General features: G+C 38.4%; 16 protein-coding genes and 2 riboswitches. All 16 genes read right to left on the bottom strand.

Translation table 11 applies throughout. From position 1 onward, the window contains the following. Positions 1-108: 108 nt before the first annotated feature. The 16 genes from JF53_RS16860 to JF53_RS16785 all read right to left on the bottom strand — a co-directional run bounded on the left by JF53_RS16860 (position 109) and on the right by JF53_RS16785 (position 24,572). Complete coding sequence (locus JF53_RS16860) at positions 109-5,496, bottom strand: diguanylate cyclase (RefSeq protein WP_047982718.1); 5,388 nt, start codon at positions 5,494-5,496, stop codon at positions 109-111. A 129-nt stretch (positions 5,497-5,625) separates the two neighbouring features. Continuing rightward, positions 5,626-5,711, bottom strand: a riboswitch (cyclic di-GMP riboswitch). 284 nt (positions 5,712-5,995) lie between these two features. Continuing rightward, positions 5,996-7,327 (bottom strand): short-chain fatty acid transporter, encoded by a 1,332-nt coding sequence (locus JF53_RS16855; protein ID WP_201777921.1) that lies wholly within the window; start codon positions 7,325-7,327, stop codon positions 5,996-5,998. A 170-nt stretch (positions 7,328-7,497) separates the two neighbouring features. Then, positions 7,498-8,829 (bottom strand): (Fe-S)-binding protein, encoded by a 1,332-nt coding sequence (locus JF53_RS16850; protein ID WP_047982717.1) that lies wholly within the window; start codon positions 8,827-8,829, stop codon positions 7,498-7,500. Further along, entirely contained in the window at positions 8,822-10,237 is a 1,416-nt protein-coding gene (locus JF53_RS16845) for an FAD-linked oxidase C-terminal domain-containing protein (protein WP_047982772.1), read from the bottom strand. The genes JF53_RS16850 and JF53_RS16845 overlap by 8 nt, the downstream gene beginning before the upstream one ends. 165 nt (positions 10,238-10,402) lie before the next feature. Further along, complete coding sequence (locus JF53_RS16840) at positions 10,403-11,890, bottom strand: tripartite tricarboxylate transporter permease (RefSeq protein ID WP_047982716.1); 1,488 nt, start codon at positions 11,888-11,890, stop codon at positions 10,403-10,405. 28 nt (positions 11,891-11,918) lie between these two features. Further along, positions 11,919-12,443 (bottom strand): tripartite tricarboxylate transporter TctB family protein, encoded by a 525-nt coding sequence (locus tag JF53_RS16835; RefSeq protein ID WP_053072057.1) that lies wholly within the window; start codon positions 12,441-12,443, stop codon positions 11,919-11,921. A 62-nt stretch (positions 12,444-12,505) separates the two neighbouring features. Next, positions 12,506-13,480 carry a Bug family tripartite tricarboxylate transporter substrate binding protein gene (locus tag JF53_RS16830; RefSeq protein WP_047982715.1) on the bottom strand — a complete coding sequence of 325 codons (975 nt, stop codon included), beginning with the start codon at positions 13,478-13,480 and terminating at the stop codon, positions 12,506-12,508. Positions 13,481-13,522: 42 nt separating this feature from the next. After that, positions 13,523-14,518, bottom strand: a complete 996-nt coding sequence (gene pdxA, locus JF53_RS16825) for a 4-hydroxythreonine-4-phosphate dehydrogenase PdxA (RefSeq protein ID WP_047982714.1) — start codon at positions 14,516-14,518, stop codon at positions 13,523-13,525. 130 nt (positions 14,519-14,648) lie between these two features. Then, the gene (locus tag JF53_RS16820) at positions 14,649-15,410 is read right to left on the bottom strand and encodes a DeoR/GlpR family DNA-binding transcription regulator (protein WP_047982713.1); all 762 of its coding nucleotides are present in this window, start codon (positions 15,408-15,410) and stop codon (positions 14,649-14,651) included. A gap of 341 nt (positions 15,411-15,751) precedes the next feature. Continuing rightward, positions 15,752-17,431: a glycoside hydrolase family 13 protein gene (locus JF53_RS16815; RefSeq protein ID WP_047982712.1), complete on the bottom strand. Its 1,680-nt coding sequence runs from the start codon at positions 17,429-17,431 to the stop codon at positions 15,752-15,754. A gap of 250 nt (positions 17,432-17,681) precedes the next feature. Beyond that, positions 17,682-18,038 (bottom strand): response regulator, encoded by a 357-nt coding sequence (locus tag JF53_RS16810; protein WP_047982711.1) that lies wholly within the window; start codon positions 18,036-18,038, stop codon positions 17,682-17,684. Between the two features lie 16 nt (positions 18,039-18,054). Continuing rightward, a complete protein-coding gene (locus JF53_RS16805) occupies positions 18,055-18,513 on the bottom strand; it encodes a chemotaxis protein CheW (protein ID WP_047982710.1) in 459 nt (152 codons plus the stop codon). Positions 18,514-18,528: 15 nt separating this feature from the next. Beyond that, positions 18,529-20,511: a chemotaxis protein CheA gene (locus tag JF53_RS16800; protein WP_047982709.1), complete on the bottom strand. Its 1,983-nt coding sequence runs from the start codon at positions 20,509-20,511 to the stop codon at positions 18,529-18,531. 24 nt (positions 20,512-20,535) lie between these two features. Then, positions 20,536-20,997, bottom strand: a complete 462-nt coding sequence (locus JF53_RS16795) for a chemotaxis protein CheX (protein ID WP_047982708.1) — start codon at positions 20,995-20,997, stop codon at positions 20,536-20,538. Between the two features lie 130 nt (positions 20,998-21,127). Next, positions 21,128-21,215: riboswitch (cyclic di-GMP riboswitch) on the bottom strand. Between the two features lie 536 nt (positions 21,216-21,751). Then, complete coding sequence (locus JF53_RS16790; protein WP_047982707.1) at positions 21,752-22,741, bottom strand: LacI family DNA-binding transcriptional regulator; 990 nt, start codon at positions 22,739-22,741, stop codon at positions 21,752-21,754. A 43-nt stretch (positions 22,742-22,784) separates the two neighbouring features. Further along, the gene (locus tag JF53_RS16785) at positions 22,785-24,572 is read right to left on the bottom strand and encodes a glycoside hydrolase family 2 protein (RefSeq protein ID WP_047982706.1); all 1,788 of its coding nucleotides are present in this window, start codon (positions 24,570-24,572) and stop codon (positions 22,785-22,787) included. Positions 24,573-24,584: the final 12 nt, after the last annotated feature.

The raw sequence follows: 24,584 nt of genomic DNA, 5'->3' as shown, positions 1-24,584 counted from the left end.
TGTATTATATTTCAAACTAATATGCAATAGGTTTTTTAAAATAATTTGAAAATTATAGTTATAGCTGTTGCATAAGAAGCTTACAACAGCTATAACGATTACTGTTTCCTACGAATCAACAAGCACCTCGTCTATTACGTTGGCAGCTAAATTACTAAATACATTGACTAAGTTGAGATCTTCTATTCCAAATTCCTTCGTTCGTGCTGGAACTTTTAAATAGATTAAGCCGTGTATAATACCCTCAACCTTTATCGGTACTGCTAATACGGAGTCCCAATCGGGTAGACCGTTTACTTTATTCGTGCGTTCAATATCATCCCAATTAATCATGTACTCGCCTCGTTCTTCTGCCAAGACAGAATCAATAATGCTTTGATTGACGACCACATGATCTATCCAATCGGATACTTGTGATTTCCTACCATAGGTTTGGGTGATGTTTCCATCCTCCAGTAACATGACATAGCCAATCTGTGCTTCGGTAATTTCTATCATTCTACCTAGGAAATAATATAGCTTCTCACGCAATGGCATTCGTTTATTGGTTAGTTGAATCAGTTCAACCATCGCTAACACATTCCGTTGATCCCTTATTTCATCCCCAGTAAGAATTCCAGTTAGTTTGTTAACTGGCTTTGATTTGATTAAGAAGCTTTGGTTCCATATTTGGCAATTGTTTCTACCACTCTCTTTGGCGACATACAATGCCTGGTCTGCTTTCTCAACTAGTTCTTTAATGGTTTGTCCATCTTCTGGATAAGTCGCAATCCCGAGGCTAACAGTCACAGCAAACTTATCACCCAATAGCTTCTGTTCTTCAATTTTCTTGCGGAGGTTCTCGGCAATCGCATAGGCATTATCCGTATCGATAGACGGAAGAATAATAATAAATTCCTCTCCACCATAACGGCCAAATGCATTAGAAGAATCTAGATTATCCATGACAAGTGCGATGACCTTCCGTAATACACTATCACCGATTTGATGGCCATAGCGATCATTGACTTGCTTAAAACGATCAAGGTCAAACATAATAATACTAAACTGCTCCCCATTTTTACGAGATAGCTCCACTGCATCATGTAAGGCATCGTCTAAATATTTACGAGTCAGTGCACCAGTCAATTTATCCAGTGATGCCGATAACTTTAATTGGTGTTTTTCCAATAATAGCGCTAAAAATCCGGTCATTTCCAAGCAAGCTGCTAGTCCGTTATCGTGAAAGTTATTGACGAGCTTATCTGTTTCTAAATATAAAAATCCCATCAAATTTTGTTGGTCATCTGGACTAACCTGTTGAATAATCGGCATGTACATAGCACCACTTAAATCACTAGACAAAATAGTGGAATCTAAGTTGACTTTACGCTGCCAGCCTGACAAGATAACAGGCTCCATGGTAGCTCGAACTCGACTGAATGGAAATACATTGTCTGGTAACGCCAAGCTCCCATCCGTAGAAGCTAACACTGATAATTCCTGACGTTGGTTTTCAGTAATTATCACGGCTCTTGTTGCAAGCGTAGTTCCTGCCAAATAGCGAATAATCATTTCCAAATTTTTCGCTGTATCAGCACTTAAATTCTTCAATACATCCTTCGTTTGTCGCACACTTGCTGATAACTTGTCCATATGCTGTTGGCGAATAAACTGCATGAATTGCTGATTCTGCATTAAAAATTCAATCTCATTACTTAACAGTAATTCCTTCAGCATGTCTTGAGATAAAACCTCTTCGGTAGCGTCAGCATACTCCAAGGTAATCTGTTCACCAGTTAATTGATCATTTATCTCCTTTAGACGAATAAATCCTCTTGCTAGGTTGTGGTGATTTACGTACTGAAGTTGGAATTCCACTGGTACTTGATTAATTAAGGACCTAGCGATTTCATTACCCTCTAAATAATAATTTGCCGCATTATAGTACTGTCCCTGTCCAAAGAAATAATCTCCGATACGTAACATCGCTTTTGCCGTTAGCTCTGGACTTTTCGCTCTTTTAGCAAGGTCTAGACTTTTTGTCAAACTACTTAAAATCGTATGACCCGCTTCAAAAATTCCCACTGCATAAAAGTAACTAGCTAGAACATGACTCGGGATACCATTGGTAAGAAATGCTTCCATATGCTCAACAAGTTTTTTTCCAAGCTCCCCTTCGTCCCGCTCCTTTAAAGCAACTGCAGCCATGCTCATTACCTTCACATTAAATTCGTTACGCGGTATTTTCGCAACTAGCTCCAGCATATCGTCTACGATATTACTAATTTCAGCCGAATCTGCAGTTGTTATGCTATTGATAAGTTGATAGATTGATGCTCCATAACTATAAATATTTTCTCGGCCTTTATGGAAATCTATTATGTTGTCACTAAAATGATTGGCCTCTTGTGCCAACCCAATTTTCTGATAGAGCTCCATACTAGTATTATAGTAATCAAAAACGTCTAGACCCTCATCTGGGGCACACTTCATTTTTTCATCGATTAGCTGATAATAATGAAAAGCATGTTCATAATCATTCATTTCCAAACTAACAAAAGCAAGGGAATTATATAAATGAACCACGGTACGAGTCATATTAGCCCGTTCTGCTTTTATGAGTGCATAATTATAATGTTCAAAAGCAGTTTGAAGATCAAAGGAATTTTGGTAAATACCAGCTATATTACTTATCGCATGGATTTCTGTCAGAACAATCCCATAGGCCTCACTTAGATCACGTGCACGAATGAAATACTTCATCGCGAGATCTCGCTCACCAAGGTAGCCTTGATAAATAATTCCGATATTATTAATTGCACCTAAGTATCCCTTCGTATAGCCTGAGCTTTCTAATAACCGCAATGCTTTTGTATAATAGCTTAATGCTTCCGTTGCTTGATTATGCTGCACCTTGGCATAGCCTAATAATAAGTACGCATTTCCAATAATCTTCGGAAAATCATCCCCGTTTTCTGCGATAATTTCTAATAAGATGTTAACAGATTCCTCAATTCGATTTTCCACATTTAAGATAAAGGCCTGCAGTCGTTTATATTCTAAGCGATATGCCTTCCCTTCATAAAACCTAAAGGCATGCTCTGCTTTCTCCATGTATTCCTTTGTTTTCTCCAGCTGATATTGGTTAATATATACATTTGCAATATAAAGATACACATCCAATATCGTTTCGGCATGATTCAGGTCTAAAGCAAGCCTCTCTGCTTCCGCTAATACCGTTAATGCACGCTCGGTTTCATTAATTTCGGCATACAGGTCGCCGATAGAAATTAGTAGATTCGCCTTTTCAATATCAGCTTCCATAAATGCTAATGCTTTTTCCAGATTATAAATCTCATCCTTCTTATTCCGTTTCACATGCATTTGTTTAGCGTTTTCCAGATAGGACTGCTTACTCTTTTCCCAGTTATGTGAACGCTCATAATGTAGAATGAGCTCATCAAGGCTCGATTCCTCCATTGATTCAAGTATGCTCGCAGCTTGTCTATGTTTGGAGATTTTCTCTTCTGGACTTATCGCATCATAGACCATTTGCTTCAACACTTTATTCGCAAACTCATATAAATAGGCGGTATCAGACACTAATCGTTGCAGAATTCCCTTCCCTACTAAATCGTTTACAGATTCCGCTACATCCGCTTCTGGTAGCTCAAGAAACGCAGTAATCATTTCCTCGATAATTGGTTTATTAAAAATTGCCACCGTCTCTAGAACCGCTTGTGTACACGCTTCTAAATCATGTATTTGGTTTAGCAAAGCTTGCTCAATACTGTCAGGAATCTCTAACAAATTGTAATCCTCTGACGACAAACGAACACTCCACATCCCGTTATCAGGATCTACCATCAAAATATGACGGCTGTATAGATCCTTCATGACCTCACTAATAAATAACGGGTTGCCATAGGAACGGGAATAAATACGCTCGGTCAATCTCATCGGCACATACGAAATGGACAGGATATGTTTAATCATTTCCCCTGATTGCTCGATATCTAATTGTTTTAGTCGAATAGTATCTGCATAGTCTCGTTTTTTCTGATTTTGGATATAGTCTAAATATGGTTTGTTCGAGCTATCTTCACGTTCTTCCCCTGCCAAAATGAACATCAAATTATGACGCTCCATCACTTCAGAGACCAAATAATTCAGGGTATCGATAGTAAATTCATCCGCTAAATGAATATCATCAATTAGCATGACGGCTGGTTTATCCTTCACACTTTCATTTATAAACCCAGCAATTCGGTTCAACAATCGATAATTTGTATCCCCTTCTTCCAGATAGTCGATGGATGCTAACTCTTCTTGATGCTCGAGTTCCGGGAAATACTTCATTAATTCCGTTTGATATTTTTCTACCGTTTTCCTATCTGTTTCTGCAATAAGCTTACGAAGAATATCCACCCACATTTTCTTACTGCTTCCAGCATTTTGCAGGCTAAAACTAGCGTACACATTTACCTTTTGTAGCTCCAATAAGAATTGTATTTCTTCAAGAAAACGGGTTTTTCCAATGCCGTTCTCACCCTGCACGAAAAAGATGCGTTTACTTGGCTGATAACTCATCATATTTTCTACATTTTTTAGTATATAACTAGTCTCTAGTTCCCGCCCAATTAACTTAGTATGAAAATACAGCTTGTCTATTTCCTTCTCTTCCACAATTGATATTTCTCGCTCCAATTGGTCACTTAACGCCGTAACCAAATCCACTACCGTCCCATAAGGATTCGGTTCACCTGTCGTAAGTACTTTTTCAAGCACTGGAATAAGCTTTCTAACCACCTGAGCACCGTTCGAATCATCATTCATTTCCTTTTTTAGCTCGCTTAATTCAGTAAGTGGATTCATAATATAGGATTTTTTACGAAGCATCGCCAAAAGCATTACACCTAAAGAATACATGTCTGATTGACTATCTGGCTCATTCCCAGCAATAACCGTAGGCGATTTGAAATAAGTATCCTCCATGTTATCACTCGAATGGTTATATTTTTCCAACTCAACCGTAGCTAAATCTTTTAGCTTTAGCTGAAATCCTTCAGAGGACTGCCTTAAATAAATCGCATTGAAATTCAATGCCCCGTATACAAAACCTTTTAAATGCAAATAGTGAATAGCATGACACAACTCTATAAAAATATCCAGTATCTGCTGAGGAGACATTTGTTGAAGCTGCTCTAAAAAAGATTCCCCATCTGCGATATATTCTGATGTATAATAATAGTTTTCTTCCATATGTAGTTTGTTATCGATGTAACTAATTGTATCGAAGTGAAAGTTTCTTATAATTCGATCACTCGCTAAATTCTTAATCGAAATAAACCGTTCGGTATAAAAATCTACTAGCGATTTCGGTACATATTCAATATTTAATAGATTTAATTGTACAAGCTGATCACGCAGCATATCGGTAGCCAAAAAAGTTGAAACTAATCTATTCTGCTCTACATTTTCCATAACTCGATATCGATTATTGATAATTTCCACGGTTTTCACCTCTTGGCGTTTAGAATAATTAGTTGCCTTTTCCGGATAAATCCTTACTAGTATTTAGGCATGAAAAAAAGCTATTTCGGAATGAATAGCCAAAAGGTCAAGACATATAAAACCATACCAATTGGCAGCTAGGCTATCATGGGCTATACGCCGGTAGACCCTTTGCTTTGCGTCCTATGCTTTCGAATAGTTTGCCTTTTCAATTCAATATAGGAAAATAGTTACGATGCTTAATACCTATTTTACATTAATTTTGCGATAATTCAATCATCAAAATGTAATTTTTAGATATATACGATGGTGCAATTCTATCTTTCAACCATAAATCAATCCCTTATTTCCCTTATTATAGCATAGTTGGATGGTAATATTACATAATTTTCTGATTAGGGATATTTTCCCTGTTAACAATTTACAACAATAAAAAGAAGCAGTGCCAGTGGCATTGCTCCTTTGAAAGTGTTGCAGTGATATGGACATGTTATTACTCCTAGAAGAATAAAAATCCTATCGAAATCGGGATAAAGCTCCAGAAGAGGATCATGACACAAAATCCCATAATATCTCTTACTTTTAGTCCAGCAATCGCAAGTAAAGGCAATGCCCAGAATGGCTGAATCATATTGGTCCACGCATCTCCCCAAGCAACTGCCATCGCTGTTTTTGCAACATCAACATCTAATCCCATTGCAGCAGGAATCATGATTGGCCCTTGGATAGCCCATTGTCCACCACCAGATGGAATGAAGAAGTTCAGAACCCCTGCGCTAATAAAGGTTAACCATGGTAAGGTAAATTCATTGGATACGTCAACAAACCACAACGAAAGCTGTTCCGATAAGCCAGAGCTTACCATCATGCCCATGATACCAGCATAAAACGGAAATTGAATGATAATTCCTCCTGCGTTCTTAACAGCCTCTGACACACTATTTAAGAAACGACGAGGAGTACCATGGAACAAAATGCCTAAAAATAAGAAGATAAAGTTGACAATATTTATATTCAAATCTAATCCGTTTTGGATAAAATGATAGACGATGAAGATAAGACCTAATATCCCAACTAGTAGCGAAATAATTCTACTATTTTCCATCCTGTCTGCTGGCGTTACTTCCTCCTGCTTCTCATCTGTTTTTGCTTCGACTGCAGTCTGAAGATTTAAAAGCTCCGGATCAATTTGTCCGGCATCTTTGGATGATCTTTGAAGTAACCAGTTTAATAACGGCAAAGTAATTAAAAGAGACAGGACAATAAATACATTATACGCACTAAATAATGTATCGGTAATTGGAATCGTCCCCATTGTATCCTGTAAAAAATGTCCTTCTGTCGCAATGGTTAATGGCACGGAACCCGATAATCCCCCATGCCAAACTAAAAAACCACTATAAGCACTGGCCATCAATAATCGGTAGTTAACCGAAGGAACTCTTTTGGCAACATGAATCGCAAGTAATGCCCCTACAACAAGACCAAACCCATAGTTAATCAAACAAGCAACTGCTGCCACGAAGGATACCAATAAAACAGCTTGTCCAGGTGAATTTGCTAGCTTACTAAGCCTCGTCAAAAACCGTTTTACAACTGGACTATTGGCTAGAATATGCCCCGTTACAACAATCAACGCCATTTGCATCGCAAAGGCTAACAGGTCCCAAAAGCCACCGCCCCAATATTCTACCATTTGAATTGGTGAATTATCCGTGAAAACGATGCCAAGAAGAAACACAACAAATGTTAGTATAATAGCAAATAGAAATGCATCTGGTAAATACCTGCGAACCATCCGATCAAAGAAATTAGTAATCGAACCTATCATATAAAATTAGCTCCTTTGTAATAGAATGACACTATAGTTTATTCGTTATATTTTTCAAATATGTATTAGTAGCTAAGACTACGTAACGACTCTCCATTACTTCACTTTTCCTATCTTAACAAATAGCTAGCAATTTTGATAGTAATTAATTGCTAGCTACTGTTAGGACCTTATCCTATAGAGTCAAACACTTTTTCGTAAAGAAAATCCACCAAATGTATAGCTTCCATTTCCCCTGTAAGTCCTGCTCGCTCTATCCCTAGTTTCATCTGTAACAAACAGCCTGGATTGGTGGTAATAATAATTTTCGCACCTGTTTTCGTTACATTTTCCATTCGATTATCGAGTATCCGCATCGACATTTCACTATGAATCAAATTGTAAATTCCAGCTGATCCACAACAATGCTCCGCCCCTTTTAGCTCGATATAATCTACATGCTTAATAGACTTTAAGATTTCTCTTGGCTCATCGATAACATGATTCACATTTCGTAAATGGCAGGAATCCTGGTATGTCACAATAAGACTCTCTTCCTTATTCACTGTTAAGGAACGATTCGTAATTCCTAATTTAAACAACAATGATGTAATATCAATCGTCTTTTCAGCAAAACGTTTCGCCTTCTCCAAGTACTCTGGGTCATCCTTCAATAGACTGTCATATTCCGATAAGAACGCTCCACAGCCGCCAGCATTGTTTACAATGTAATCAACATCTTTTTCCAGAAAACTATCCAGGTTCTTTTTAGCATTTTCTCTTGCCTTTTCTAACTCACCACTATGCCCATGTAATGCCCCACAGCAGACCTGCCCCTCTGGAACCCACACTTGACAACCCAGCTTTTGTAAGAGCTTGATGGTCGCATCATTTGTTTTGGAAAAAATCGTCTCCATTAAACAACCTGTAAAAAACGCTACCTTTATTGAGTCATTCTCTGGTTCATACGTCTTCCCTCTTACAGTTGATTTCTTTTCAATCGGTGGTAATACCTTTTCCATCTCCTTAAGAATTTCAGGAAAGAATGAAAGAATATTCATTTTTCTTGTAAGCGATTGCAATCCGGAGTTTTGATAAAATCGTACCAATCCAACTGCCTTGCTCATTTTAGAAGGATCTTGGAATAAATTATCAAATGCAACCTTTCGAATTGCTTTTTCCTTAATACTTGCCTTCTTCTCTCGTTGAATAACGTCTCGTGCATGTTCTAATAGATGGCCATACTCTACCCCAGCTGGACATGCCGGTTCACACGCTCTGCATCCTAAGCATAAATCTAGTGACTCTTGAACCGAGTCATCAAACGGGATATCCCCGTCCCTTACCGCTTTCATCAAGGCAATTCTTCCTCTTGGTGATTGTACTTCGTCATAATTAGAATGAATATAGGTCGGACATGCCGGTAGACAGAAGCCGCAGCGCATACAGTCTAGCAGCTTTTCTTCTGCTAAATTTTCTTGAAAACCCTTTTGAATTCTTTCCTGAAACAGTGTACTAGACATGGTGCATCACCAAACGTTCTTTTGTAGATTTCGCAAATACCTTCCCTGGGTTCATAATATTTTGTGGATCAATTGCTGTTTTAATAGCCTTCATTACAAGCATTCCAGCTTCGCCAACTTTCCATTCGAGGTAAGGCGATTTCATTTCGCCAACACCATGCTCACCAGTAATGGTACCGCCTAATTCGATCGACTTATGAAAAATTTCCTCAAATGCCTTCTCAACCCGTTCCATTTCCTCCTTGTCACGCAAATCGGTTAAACAGGTCGGATGTAAATTCCCATCACCCGCATGTCCAAACGTTTGAATGGTCACATCGTATTTCATAGCAATTCGTTTAATCTCGCGAACCATTGGAGCTATCATTGATCTTGGAACAGTTGCATCCTCCAAAATTGTAGTCGGTCGTAATTTCGCTAATGCGGATAAGGCATCCCGTCTTGCTGACCGTAATGCTTCCGCCTCTTGTTCTGTTTCAGCATTTCGAATCTCAATAGCACCATGTTGGGAGCAAATTTCATAAATCTGTTCCATATCCTGCCGAACGCCCTCAACTGCACCATCTTGTTCAATCAGCAACACCGCCTCACAATGAATAGGTAAACCAATTTGTTTATAATCCTCTATTACTTGAACGGTTCCTTGGTCCATAAACTCTAATGTCGCTGGAATGATTCGAGCCGCTAGTATTGCGGAGACGGTTTCAGCTGCATCCTCAATAGAAGCGAACATAGCTAAAATGGTCTCCTTATAACTCGGTTTAGGAATTAACCGCAATGTAGCCTCGGTAATAATCGCGAGTGTTCCTTCAGATCCAACTAATAAACTAGTTAAATCATACCCAGCAACATCCTTTGCAAGCTTTCCACCAGTTCTAATCACCTCACCAGTCGGCAATACCGCTTCAAGACCCATAACATAATCCTTTGTGACACCATATTTCAGACCACGTAGCCCACCTGAATTCTCACTCAAATTCCCACCTATCGTGGATATTTTCAATGAACTAGGATCAGGAGGATAAAATAAATTGCGTGCTTCTACATAATCAATTAATGATTTCGTAATGAGCCCAGGCTGCACCGTAATCGTCAAATTCTCCTCATCCAAATCTAGAATTTGATTCATATGTTTAAATAACAATACAACTCCACCACTCGTTGGCGTCGTCCCAGCCGATAAGTTCGTACCAGATCCTCTCGGGACAATGGGAATACGGTATTCGGAGCAAATTGTTACGACTGCAACTACTTCTTCCGAATTTCTTGGTGATATAATTACATCTGGTAACGCTTGAAAATTAGCCGTTGCATCATACGAATAAGCTAATCTCGCTGCAGTTGAATTCTGTACATTTTCCACGCCACAAATTTCAATAAATGATTGAATAATAGTATCCGAGATTATAAGAATCACCCTTCATCAGTTATTTACCCCTTGTTTTTTATTATATAATTCTGAAATTAATAAATCCATGCGCACAAGAAAAAATTATATCGTGAAACCTAAAAAAACCTACCAACTATAGAAGACGTTTCTACAGTCGGTAGGTTTATAATCTGTTAAACAATATTAAGCCGCAGCTTTTCTATTTTTTCTAAACTTGCTCCATAATGGTAGCACAAGCGCAATAATTGCTAAACCGATTAACACAGCACTAATTGGACGTGTGAAGAAGATACTGAAGTCACCATTTGACATTTGCAGACCTCTTCTAAACTCCACCTCAGCAATAGGACCAAGGACAACTCCAAGGATAACCGCTGCTAGTGGGAACTTCATTTTATCTAAATAATAGCCAACAAGTCCAAATAATAGCATCATCCAAATATCAAATATCGAGTTACGAACCGCGTATGTCCCGATCATACAGAAGATAACGATGAATGGCCCTAGGATATTATAAGGCACTTTCATGATTTTTGAGAAAATCCGGATAAACGGCTTCGATAATACTAATATTAGAACATTTACTAATAATAGCGAAATGAAGATTGTATACACTAAATCAGGTGAATCTTTGATTAACATTGGACCAGGCTGCATTCCGTGCATAATAAATGCACCTAGGATTATAGCAGTTGTTGCACTACCTGGAATACCTAGTGATAATAGTGGTACCATAGCACCCATTGCCGCAGCATTATTAGCAGATTCTGGCGCAGCGATTCCCTCTGGAACTCCTGTACCAAATTCTTTTGGATTTTTAGACCAACGTGTTGCTTCACTATAACTAACCATTGCAGCAGTAGTCGCACCAACACCAGGTAAAATCCCAATAACAATTCCTAGTATGGAAGAACGAAGAATTGTCCCTTTAATTCGTTTGAAAATAGCACTATCAAATATTTTTGTTTTAAACTTTTGCATTTGTTGCTTGATCGTATGGTCCTCTTTACTCTTTCGGAGTACCTCGGATACAGCAAACAAACCAATCAATACAGGAATAAGATCGATACCGCTTAATAACTCAAGGGAGCCAAATGTAAAACGCTCTGCCCCAGTCATTGGGTCCATTCCGATGGTTGCAATGAACAATCCTAAAGCAACCCCGATAAATCCTTTAATTAAATCGCCACCACTCAAGGATACTACTACTGTTAACCCTAATACCGCTAACGCAAAATATTCAGGGGAAGAGAAGCTAAGCGCAAAGGACGCTAGTAATGGCGTTAGGAACATTAAACATAACACCCCGAGGGTTCCCCCTGTAACTGAACTAAAGATTCCGATTCCCAATGCTTGTCCCGCTTTTCCTTTTTGTGCCATTGGGTAACCATCTAATACAGTTGCAACGGCTTCAGGCGTTCCTGGTGTCCGGAAAAGAACCGCACTGATTAATCCAGAGAATACAGACGATGCATAAATAGTTGTCAGTAAGATAAAGGCAGGTATAGCGTCTAATCCATATGAAATTGGCAACAAGATAATAACTAGCATTGTTCCGCTGATTCCTGGCAATGCTCCACCTAGGAATCCGATTAATGTTGCAGCAATTAATATTAATAAAGGAATCGGTTGAAACATATTTTCAATTCCTAATAACAATCCTTCAAGCATTCGTTACACTCCTTTCTCCACTCTTTTCTTAATAAATCCAGTAACTAAATGTCTGGAAAATGCCAGTTCCTCGTGGGAATGGAATTCCTAGCACATAGATAAAGATAACAACGAAGATTACCGTACTAATAACAGTGGTTAGAACTAGATGGCTTTTCTTTCTCATTCCAAGTAGCCAAGCCGTAAACAAGAATAAAAGTGGTGTAGCAAATAAGAAGCCGATGAATTGTAACAACGCTACATAAACTGCCATCGCTATTAAAATATACCAATGGCTCCCTTTTAAGCTTTCATTTACTCTTCCTTGTGATTCTTGTAATACCTCTTCTTCCTCTGTTCCTTCATCTAAATTAGCAACACTTCGTTTACTTTCTAGAACGGTTTTAATAATCTGAAGAACACCCATGATTAACATAAAAATCAAGATAAGCATTGGCCATTCCGACGATCCAATTATAGTTGTTGTTCTAGAATCTGGAATTTGAAACGTCATTATTAAGAAAAACACAGAAAACAGAATTGTTATACTTCCTAATACCAAATTTGATTTCATTCTGTATTTCCTCCCTAAATAACGAAGGGGGAAATCCCCCCTCATCAAATCACTTTCAGTTATTATTCAATTTCAGCAATGATTTCTTTATATTTCTCGATATCTTGTTCTAGCTTTTTCGTGAAGTCTTCAGAACCCATCCAACCATCACGAAGGTCTAGATAAGAATTCTTCGCATATTCTTTGTACTCTTCTGTTTCCATTGCTTTCTTAGCAGATTCTTCAAGTAAATCTACAATTTCCTGTGGTGCATCTGCATGAATCATTAGATAACGCTCAACACCATCTGTGATATCCCAACCTTTTTCAACTGAAGTCGGTACATCTGGGAAAGCTTCTAAGCGCTCTTCTGCAAAGAATAATAATGGAACGAATTCTCCCTCTTCAATATACGAAACAGTCGGTCCAACTTCTTCAAGGATGACGTCAATATGTCCACCTAGTAAGTCAGAATGCATATTACCTGCACCTTCTAATGGGATATAATTCATTTCACTTCCAGACTCTTTAATGAATCTACGCGCAGTAATTTCATCAATTCCCATTGTCCCCACAGCACCGATATTTACTTTACCAGGGTTTTGTTTTGCATATTCCACTAACTCATCAATACTTTCAAACGAACCTTTTTTCACTTGTAATGCATAAATATCACTTTGAATACGTGCAATTGGTTTTACTTTATCAAGACCAAATTTGTTTGTTCCAGCTGCAGTCGTTACCGCATAAGCAGAATCCCCAACTAATGTGTAGCCATCTGCTTTTTCCTTCATTGCATTTTGCATCGCAATAACACCAGATCCACCTTCTTGGTTGATAACGTTAAAGTTTCCACCAATATCTTCACTGATTAAATTCGTAAGAGTTCGTACGAAGGTGTCCGTACCACCACCAGGACCATGTCCAACATAAACTTCCACATCACGTTCTGGATAATCTTCTACAGAAGCCTCTCCACCACCAGCATTTGAACACGCTGTCATTACTAAAAGTAATAAAACAAATAATCCAGCAACGAATGATTTCTTTTTAAACATTTTGTTTCCTCCTTATTTTTCACATTTCGTAATAGGTTGTTATTAGCTATTCATACGAACAGCCATTTTAATCGCTTCTTTTGTAGCACCTGGATCTGCAGTTCCTTTTCCAGCAATATCAAAAGCAGTTCCGTGTGCTGGCGTTGTAAGTGTGATTGGTAAGCCACCACTCATCGTAACGCCTCGGTTGAATCCTAGTAATTTCATCCCTGTTTGTGCTTGATCATGATACATTGCTAGTAAGCAATCAAACGGGTCTTTTTCTAAGCGTAAGAATAATGTATCCGCGGGATAAGGACCATGAACATTTATCCCTTCTGCTTGCATTTCTGTAATGGCAGGGATGATATGGTCAATCTCCTCATTGCCTAGCATTCCACCTTCACCAGCATGTGGGTTTAAAGCTGATACAACGATTTTTGGATTTTCATAGCCTGCTGATTTCAACGTTGCGTCTGCAAAGCGAATGCGCTGAACGATTCTCTCCTTCGTGATGTTTTCGCTTACATTTTTCAAAGCGATATGTGAAGTAGCACGTGTTACCCAAAGCTTATTCATCACATTGATTTCACTGAATCCTTCTTTACAATCTAGTAAATCTGCAAAGAAATGAAGTTCATCTTGGAAGTGATGCCCTCCACGATGTAATGCTTCTTTATTTAGTGGTGCATAAACAACACCATCGATTTTCTTAGATTTCGCTAAATCTAATACATATTTTAATGTTTCTCCTGTAACCTTCCCGGAGTTCGGTGATAAGGTTCCAAGTGTGTATTCACTAGGATCTAAGTTTGCTAGATTAATAAAGTACATACTTCCTTTATTCGTTGTTGCCTGCTCAACATGGTCGATTTCAATGACATCAAGCGTTGCACCAGCAATTTCTTCCCCTTGCTTTAGTACTCGCTTGTCCCCAATGATTACCCATGTTGCTAAATCCCGAATGGAACTGTCTTGAAAAGATTTTACAATCAATTCAGGTCCAATACCTGTCGCATCACCTAAAGTGACAGCAATAGTTAGGTCTTCCTTTTTCATGATAGCTTCCCCCACAATCGTTGTTTTTTAAAGTTGGTACTAAAATTTAATAAAGCGGCTATACCTTGGATGTTAGCAAATTAACATTTCCTAAAATATTCTGTTACGTATGCGTTTACAATTTATGACATTAAGAATCCGTCAATAAAAGCTGTGTCTTCTCCTGATAAACTTCCACAATCTGAGAATCTGTGTTTTGATCCGTTATGATTCCTTCAATTTCATTAAGACTACATACTTTAGAAAAAGCTTTTTTGTTAAATTTACTGCTATCCGCTAACAACCATGTTCTTGCCGCTGCATTAACCATCAGCTGTTTAATCAATGACTTTTCAAAGGTTGGTGCTGTTACGCCACTTTCTACATCGATTGCATGCGCACCTAAGAAGAAGATATCTGCATGAATAATCTCGAGCATTTGTTGTGTAGCAGTTCCATATAACGCGCCAATTCCTTGCTGCAATTCGCCACCTGTTACAATTACTTTGTTGGAACTGTCCAATAGCTCACTTGCAATGTTCACATCGTTTGTAACGATTGTTAAGTCATTGCGATGCTTCAGGAGCTTCGCCAGTTCCAAAGTGGTTGTGCCTGAATCCAAAATAATTGTAAAGTTTTCTTCAATCAGCGATAAGGCTTTTCGTGCAACCGCTTTCTTTTGGTTGCTGTTTTTAGTTGCCTTAGAAGAATAAGGAACTTCCTCTGCAACCATCTCAAGCGAAACTGCTCCACCATAGGTTCGGATTACCTTGCCTTTAGCTTCTAATTCCTTTAAATCTCTTCGAATTGTCATTGATGATACATCCAACTGTTGAGAAACTTCTTCGATGTCAATCTTTTTGTTGATTAAAATTTGTTGTTCTAACCATTTTCTTCTCTCTATTGGAAACACTCAACTTCAACTCACTTACCAAAAAATTTGTTAATTTCAAACAACCACTTCTGTTATATTATGTTTTAGGTGTTCGAAATTGTCAATATATTTTTATAAAAAGTTTTAAAAATTATCGAATTTTATCGATTTATGCCGAAATACTCATCTCGCACAATTGCATTTGTTAGATAATAACAATTTTTAATACAGATACCCTTTGAATTGTTATTTTGCGTTGTTATTTCCGTATAGTTTACGTTTATCTGTGCTATTTTAGCATAAAATTGTTCATTTAGAACAAAAAAAGACTAGGATAAAAGTGTCTTTACTCTTACCCCAGTCTTTTCAATTAAACACGATTATGAAATTAGCCAATAAACCCGTGCTTCATAAGGTCGTAATACCATTCTACCTTCATCTTCTGCTGGTATGTCAGCATAATTTCCTACCAGTATCTCTCCAGTTGTTAACTCGTTAGGTATTTTATAATTAACTTCTTTACCACTAAAGTTTGTCACGACAAGTAGTCTTTGATTCTCATAGGCTCGTAAATAGGAATAAATGTGTTCATTTTCTTCATCTAGCAGTTGATACGCTCCATACACAATGATTGGATGGGTTTTTCGTAGCTGGATTAGTTTACGGTAATAATGGTAAATAGAATCCGGATCATTTACCGCTTGTTCGGCATTGATATCCGTATAGTTAGGGTTTACTGCAATCCAAGGTTCTCCAGTTGTAAAACCAGCATTCTCACTAGAATCCCACTGCATTGGTGTACGTGCATTATCACGCCCCTTGACATATATCGATTCCATCACCTTATCATGTGATTCATTACCATCTATCACTTTCTCACGGTACATATTATGAATTTCAATATCTTTATAGGCATCAATTGATTCAAAACGAACATTGGTCATCCCAATTTCTTCCCCTTGGTACACATAAGGTGTCCCTTGCAGCATATGTAGGAAGGTTGCGAGCATTTTAGCCGATTCTACTCGATAGTTTTTATCATCACCAAAGCGCGACACCATCCGTGGCTGGTCATGATTATTCATGTACAAACTATTCCAACCAACACCATGTAAGCCGGTTTGCCATTTTGTTATGTTCGCTTTTAAATCCGTTAATTTTAACGGCTTTAAATCCCACTTTCCATGTGGCCCGGAATCAAGATCCATATGCTCAAATGTAAATACCATATTTAACTCCGCCCGATGAGGATCTGTGTAGAGCCTCGCATCCTCCACACTAGCACCTGGCATTTCACCAACGGTTAATATATCATAATTTGCTAATACCTTTTGATTCATCTCTTGTAAATAGTCATGAATTCTTGGTCCATTTACAAAATGTTGGCCACCACTTACGTACTTTCTCCCCTCTGGATTATCACCATCTGGAAGACCCGGTGCTTTGGAAATAAAATTAATAACGTCCATTCGGAAGCCATCAATTCCTTTATCCAACCACCATTTCATCATGCTATATATTTCTTCTCTTAATGTTTCGTTTTCCCAGTTCAAGTCTGGTTGCTTTTTACTAAATAAATGTAAAAAGTACTCCTCTGTTGCCTCATCATATTGCCACGCGGACCCACTGAAGGTGGACTCCCAGTTGTTTGGCTCGCGACCATCTTTTCCCGGACGCCAAATGTAATAATCGCGATACGGATTATCCTTAGACTTTCTGGATTCAGCAAACCATGCATGCTCATCAGAGGAATGGTTCACCACTAAATCCATGATTAGCTTCATATCACGTTGATGAACTTCCGCCAATAGCTCCTCCCAATCTGCCATCGTACCAAATTCATCCATTATATTCTGGTAATCGCTAATATCATAGCCATTATCGTCATTCGGAGACTTATAGACAGGAGAAAGCCAAATCACATCAATACCTAGGTCTCTCAAGTAATCTAACTTTTGGGTGATCCCTTTAATATCCCCAATACCATCTCCATTACTATCATTAAAACTACGCGGGTAAACCTGATAGACAACGCTTTCTTTCCACCATTGCTTGTTCATTTATGATAACTCCCCTTCTGCTGTTGTAGAAACACGATGAGTTTCTGCCTGATTTCTAGTTCTCCTAAAACAGTACCGTAAAATACAAGAAAACTAGAATCAACCCAACAATTGAAACCCCTTCCATTTTTAAATGTACCACAGACCACCCCATTCGACAATTAGTTGGTTGTCCAGTAGATGTTACAACTAAAAAAGCAATATATCCTATGAAAGATACATTGCTTCTTTAAAAAATAGATAGATAGGTTTATAGCACCTTTGCAATTGATTCTGAAATTCTATCGGCATTAAATGGTTTTACAACAAAATCACTCGCACCTGCTTTAATCGCATCAACTACCATACCTTGCTGCCCCATTGCTGAACACATGATAATTTTGACATCTGGTAATACCTTTTTTATTTCAGCTGTTGCATCGACACCATTCATCTCAGGCATGGTAATATCCATCGTAATTAAGTCTGGTCCTAGCTCTTTAGCTTTTTCAATCGCTACTAATCCGTTTTCTGCTTCTCCTACAACCTCATGCCCTAGCTTAGATACAATATCCTTCAACTGCATGCGCATAAAAGCTGCATCATCTGTAATTAATACTCTAGCCATTCTCGGGTGCCCTCCATTACTGAACTACTTCTTTTAATTCTTCCGTTTCTTCCATTGCTAATACTTTCTTTAATTCCAGTAAAATTAGTAATTCGTTTTCTAATTTTGCCACACCACGGATATATTCCTTTTGAACCATACCACCCATTTCATGAGCAGCTTCGATTACACTTGAATCAATATCCATGACATCTGTTGCGGCATCTACAATTAATCCAACTTGAATATCATCGACACGAATGACAATAATTCGGTTCAAATCTGATGCCTCATTCTTGCTCATCTCAAGGCGTTCCTTTAAGTCTACTACAGGTACTGTCTCCCCATGCAAATTCATAATCCCTTTAATAAATTCGGAGGTTCCAGGTACTGCTGTAATATCTTTCATTTTTTCGATTGACATCACTTGTTGCACATCTGTACCATAGCGCTGCCCATTCAACGTAAATACGATAACTTTAATTGATTCTTCCATCTTGGTGCCTCCTATTTATTTTACTAATGCATTTGGATCAACAATTAAGCAAACCTCACCATTACCCAAAATGGTTGCTCCACTTATCGCAAAGACATTTTTCAAATAATTACCTAGTGATTTCAAGACCACTTCACGTTGGCCAATAAAGGAATCCACTAGTAACCCTGTTCGCTTATCACCTTTTTGAATAATAACAGCCGAATTACTAGACACGTCTTCATCTGTAACACCATATACGGTGTTTAAGGAAACAAGTGGAACAATATGACCTCTAAAGTCCATCACTTTTTGTCCATGGACATATTTAATATCTTGATCATTCAAGGCAACCGTCTCGATAATAGAAGATAACGGAACTGCAAAAGTTTCCTGTTGCACTTTCACTAATAACGTCGATAAAATCGAAAGTGTTAACGGTAATTGAATCGAAAACTTACTTCCCTTACCAGGATAAGACGTCACAATAATCGAACCACCAAGGGACTCAATCTTGTTTTTCACGACATCCAGCCCAACACCACGGCCGGAAATATCGGATATTTGGTCAGCTGTACTAAATCCAGAAGCAAAGATTAAATGATATACTTCCTCATCGGTTAATTGCTTCGAATTCTCGACACTAATTAAGCCATTTTCAATCGCTTTGGCTTCCACCTTTTCACGATTAATCCCAGCACCATCATCCTCAATATCAATAAACACATGATTTCCACTATGATAAGCCTGAAGAACAATTCTTCCTTCTTCTGGTTTTCCAGCCTGTCTACGTTTCTCCGGAGACTCAATACCGTGATCGAGTGAATTACGAATTAAGTGTACAAGCGGATCACCAATTTCATCAATAACGGTACGATCTAGCTCGGTTTCACTACCGATAATTTCAAGTGAAATTTTCTTTTGTAAATCCTTCGAAAGGTCTCGAACCATTCGCGGAAAACGATTGAAGACCTGCTCAACAGGTACCATACGCATCGCCAACATGAGCCCCTGCATATCCTCGGTAACACGAGCTAGGTTCTCCACTGTCTCGGTAAATTCTTGATCCTTATATTTCTGTGATAAATCTTCTAAACGACTTCGATCAATAATAACCTCTTCGAATAGATTCATTAAACTATCAATACGTTCAATATTGACACGAATCGTTTTCGATTGCTTAGGCTTATCAGAAGTCGTTGCCTTTGCTTCTTTTTCAGCTTGATCAGTTTTTGATACGGTATCCGCTTTGGATTCCTCTTTTTTCTCAAAAGAAAAATCTGTAACGGTGACTTGATTGATCTCTGACACGGACTCGATTGCTTGCTTAACTGCGTCCGCAGTTTCCTCGGTTAAAAAGAGTAAGGAGAATGATTGCTCAAAATTACCTTCCTCAATATCCTCAACCTCTGGGTCAGTTTTAATAACATCACCAAGACCATCCAGCTTATCAAAGACCATATAAGCTCTTGGCCCTTTCAAAATACAATCGTCATTCAACTGAACCGTCACTTGATAGGCATGGTAACCATTTTCCATCGCCTGGGCGATAACAGTTGATTGATACTGATCAAGTGCAAGTGTTGTTGAATTAGTTGCTACAGCTTCACTTGGTTGAGCAGCTTTTTCAGGAGTGTAATTACCAGTTTCTAGTTGTTTTAAGCTAGAAACAAGCTCTGTTACATCCTTTTTCCCATCATTTCCTGCACCGATTTCTCCTACCATTTCCTCTAACGCTCCAACAGCAGCAAAGGTAATGTCAATGACTTCGGTGGAAACAGTTAATTCCAGGTGACGAATTTTATCCAAGACGTTTTCCATTTGATGGGTTAAGGAAGCAATATCTTCAAAGCCCATCGTGGCAGACATCCCTTTTAAAGTATGTGCGGAACGGAAAATTTCTTGGACAATGTCGATTTCAGTTGGCTGTTTCTCAAGCTTTAATAAATTATCATTAATCGCTTGCAGATGTTCTCGACTCTCATCAAGGAATACTTCTATGTATTGGTCTGTATTCATGGTGCTGCACTTCCTTCCAGTCTATTAATCTACTAACAAATATAGGATAAGCTCTCCTACAGATTCAAAAACCACTGGTAATTTTATCGCCTTTTCATAGCCAGATAAGTTCGTGTTCCCCTCGATAATGGTTGGGGCTGTAATATCAGTCTTCAGTCCACTTTGAACAATATTTGTGGAAAGACCACCAGCAATCATATTCCCTAACTCACCACTAAACGATGTTAGCATTTCCCCTTCTAGTGGCATACCGAACATAGCTTGTCCAATAGCACCGAACACAGATTGATCGGCAGATAACACTAACTTCCCTTTCACATCTCCAGTAATACCAATTAATACGCCGAATTGAAGCTTCAATGACTCATTAGAAAGCTCCGGCTTACGTATTTCATGTTTAATCGGTATGACATGTTGAATAGACGATATCGTCCCATTTAATAAGACCGTGATAGCCTTACTTTTTTCTTGTAATACTGACTCCAAATTCTTTTCCCCTTTATAATTGATTTTAGTTTCTCTTTTGCCAAAGAGAAAGGTAGTTATCCTTTCCTATCGGCACTAAAAATAAAAATGGCCATTCCAGTTGAATCGCCAAGGTAACAAACTGTTTCTACTTGGTAACCAGGCTATCATAGCTCAAAAAGAACCTTAGATCCTTAGCTTTGCGTCCTATTTTTTCAAATAGTTTGCCTTTTAACAATAGTAATATATGCTTATGTATAGGATATTTTTACTATTTCCATCATAGTATAGCGACTTGTGAAAATCAACACACAAACAAGCACAAGAGCCGCATCCACCTGTTTTTTTGACAATACGCAAAATGTAGTTAATTATTATATCGACCTTAATTTGAAAAAATGAATAATTTCAGGGTATTTTCTATGATTTCGGAACAAACGTAAATAGCGATTTAAACAATAATTTAACGCAGGGAATACATGATGTTTACTCTACCCACAATATTTGATACAAAAAAAGAAGCTGGGACATAAGTGTTAATGGTTAGATAAATTCCGAACGTTGGTGCACGATACCCGCTTCGGGAATATACTTCGCTTTCCGCAGGGGGCTGGTGAGCCTCCTCAGAGCTATCGCTCTTCCGGGGTCTCACCGTTGCCCTTCCTCCCGCAGGAGTCTACGTATATTCCCTACGCTAAATAGTGCACTGTTCGTCTTTTATCTTACTCATTTTACTGATGTCCCAACCTCATTTTAACTTTATTGCTATAGCAGATTAAAAACTACTCTTTCGAACAATTAATTCTGTTATTATATAGGTTTTCTTTGCTACCTTTCTTCCTTCGATTCTTTCCTTTAGCATGTCTGCGGCTGTTTCACCCATTAATTCGGTATGAACCTTTAAGGTTGTTAATGGTGGGAAAATGTACTCAGAAACACTGATGTCATTAATCCCAATAATATTGACACGCTCTGGGACCGGTATTTTCAGTTCGTGTAATGCACGCAAGCAACCCATTGCAATCAGATCATTCCCAGCAAAAAATGCCGTCGGAAGTGTATCCCCTAATTTAGCGACAGCTTGCTTCATCAACTGATAACCGTCATCAACAGTAAAACGACCCATGAAAACATTTTCCTTGTGGTATAGATTTTTTTCCTTCATATATTTGTGGAATGTTTTTTCTCGTACATCTTCAATTACTGTCTTCTCATCTTTAAATGTTTCTCGGCCACCTATATACCCAATTTGTTCATGACCTTTTGCGATAAGGTAGTCAATTATTTTTTTGGTGGCTTTTTCAAAATCAATAACGACCGAATCATACAGATCATCATTTGGGCTATAATCAACAAACACAATATTGTCCGATATATCAACAAACCACTGAACCTGTACTTGATTAAATTTCCCAATCGCTATAATACCTTGAACATTTTCTTGTCTAACAACATCTAAATCCTTGTATGAATACCGTACCACTTGTATATTAAGGTTTTGGCAACGTTGTTCAATTCCATAGCGGATAGACATATAGTAGAGGTCATCTAGCTCTTCTTTCTCTGTATACCAGTGTATGATTGCAATTTTAGAGGTTTGGGCTTTATTTGCTACTTTCTTCTTGTAAGCAAGTTCTTCCGCTACCTCAAAAATCTTCTTCCGTGTATCATCTGATACGGACAAGGAAGCATCATAGTTTAGCACTCTGGATACAGTTGAAATTGAAACGCCAGCTTTGTCTGCGATATCTTTTATTGTTGCCATCCTTTACCCTCATTTCCTTCAAATCAGCTACGTATGCGAACTATTATCCTTTTGGATGATTTAGTTTTTTAATGTTAGCTAAATCACATTTAGGCTTTCGATCGTAGGTTAATAAACCGTTAATCTCTTGTTCTACATCGGTCAATTGTGTGTAACAATAACCATGTAAATCCTCTGATTGATGGACCGCATCCATCACCCGTTTGTAGTCTTCTATAAATTCTTCCTCATTCTTAACAGAGGTGTAACCCCAACCTTCTTCATCGCCTACCTTGTAGCCAATACCGCCAAATTCCGTTAAGAGTATTGGTTCGCCCTGGTGCTCAAATCCAGTTGCATAAATTTTTCTACCAGCAGGTTTTGACGCAAGAATAGCTTCTTTCTTGTTTAATGATTGCTTAAATATTTCATATTTCGTCACTTCTTGCTTTGTACCATGGTTATAATTATGAACGGCACAAATATCTGTTTTCGTTAATTCCCATCCATCATTCGAAATTACCAGACGTGTTGTATCTAGGGAATGAATCAAATGATACATGGCTAAGGAATGATTTTGCTGTTGTTTGTTCGCTCGAATATTCGGAACACCCCAGCTTTCATTTAGCGGTACCCATGCTACCACACTAGGATGATTATAATCACGTTCAATAATTTCAATCCATTCCTTCGTTAATCGCGAAACGGCATCCTCACTATAAAACGGACTTGCAGGACATTCACCCCAAACGATGAATCCTAGCCTGTCTGCCCAGTATAAAAATCTTGGATCCTCAACCTTTTGATGCTTCCTACAGCCATTAAAGCCCATCTCTAACGCCAATTCAATGTCTTTTTTCAAGTCTTCATCCGTTGGGGCGGTTAATAATCCCTCCGGCCAGTAGCCTTGGTCAAGAACAAGTCGTTGGTAATACGGTTTATTATTTAAATAAACCTTCCCATCCTCTATATGCACTTTACGCATACCAAAGTAAGAATCCACTTCATCAAACTTTTCGCCGAGTTTATCCGTTACAGTCAGCTTCACATCAAGCAGATTAGGATTTTCAGGCGTCCAGTTCCAACCGTGGTGATGGAAACCCGTCCGAAAAATATGCTGATTATATAAGTCAAACGACCGCCTCGTGTAGTTTTCCAATACTTCTATTGTATCACGAATGACTAGTTCATTCTTATAAAATATATCGATTGAAACCAATTTATCCTGCCGATCTCCGAAAACTTCAAACGAGACCTCTACAGTGCCTTCATCAACATTCGGAGTGAATCTTAGTTTCGAAATTCTAGTAGGAGACACAGGCTCTAACCAAACCGTCTGCCAGATTCCTGTCGTACGTGTATACCAAATACCTGCAGATTCCTCTTCCCAAAACTGCTTTCCTCTTGGGATTGTTTCATCTGTTGATGGGTCCTCCACCCGCACGACTAGATTCTCCGCACCATTCCAATTTAATTGATTGGTAATGTCAAATGAAAATGCTACATGTCCTCCTTCATGATAACCAACAAGCTGCTCATTCACATACACCCAAGCGCGATAATCAACCGCACCAAAATGAAGGATTACTTCTTGACTCTTCCACTCATTCGGCACCTTAAACTCACGTTGATACCAGACATGATCATGAAAGGATGTATCATGAATACCACTTAATCTCGATTGATAGGCAAATGGTACCTCGATTGTTTGATCAAACGCAACATCCGTTTTGTACCAACCTTCCTTTACTCCCACATTGGCATCATCAAATGCAAAATTCCATTCTCCATTTAAATTAAGCCATTTCTCTCTTACAAATTGTGGTCTCGGATATTCTTGTCTTAATGTCATTACACTCGCTCC

Source organism: Ornithinibacillus contaminans, assembly GCF_001038425.2.
Taxonomy (GTDB): Bacteria; Bacillota; Bacilli; order Bacillales; family Amphibacillaceae; genus Ornithinibacillus; species Ornithinibacillus contaminans.
The sequence above is the reverse complement of the archived record's forward strand: the minus strand, read 5'-3'. Positions and strand labels throughout refer to the sequence as shown.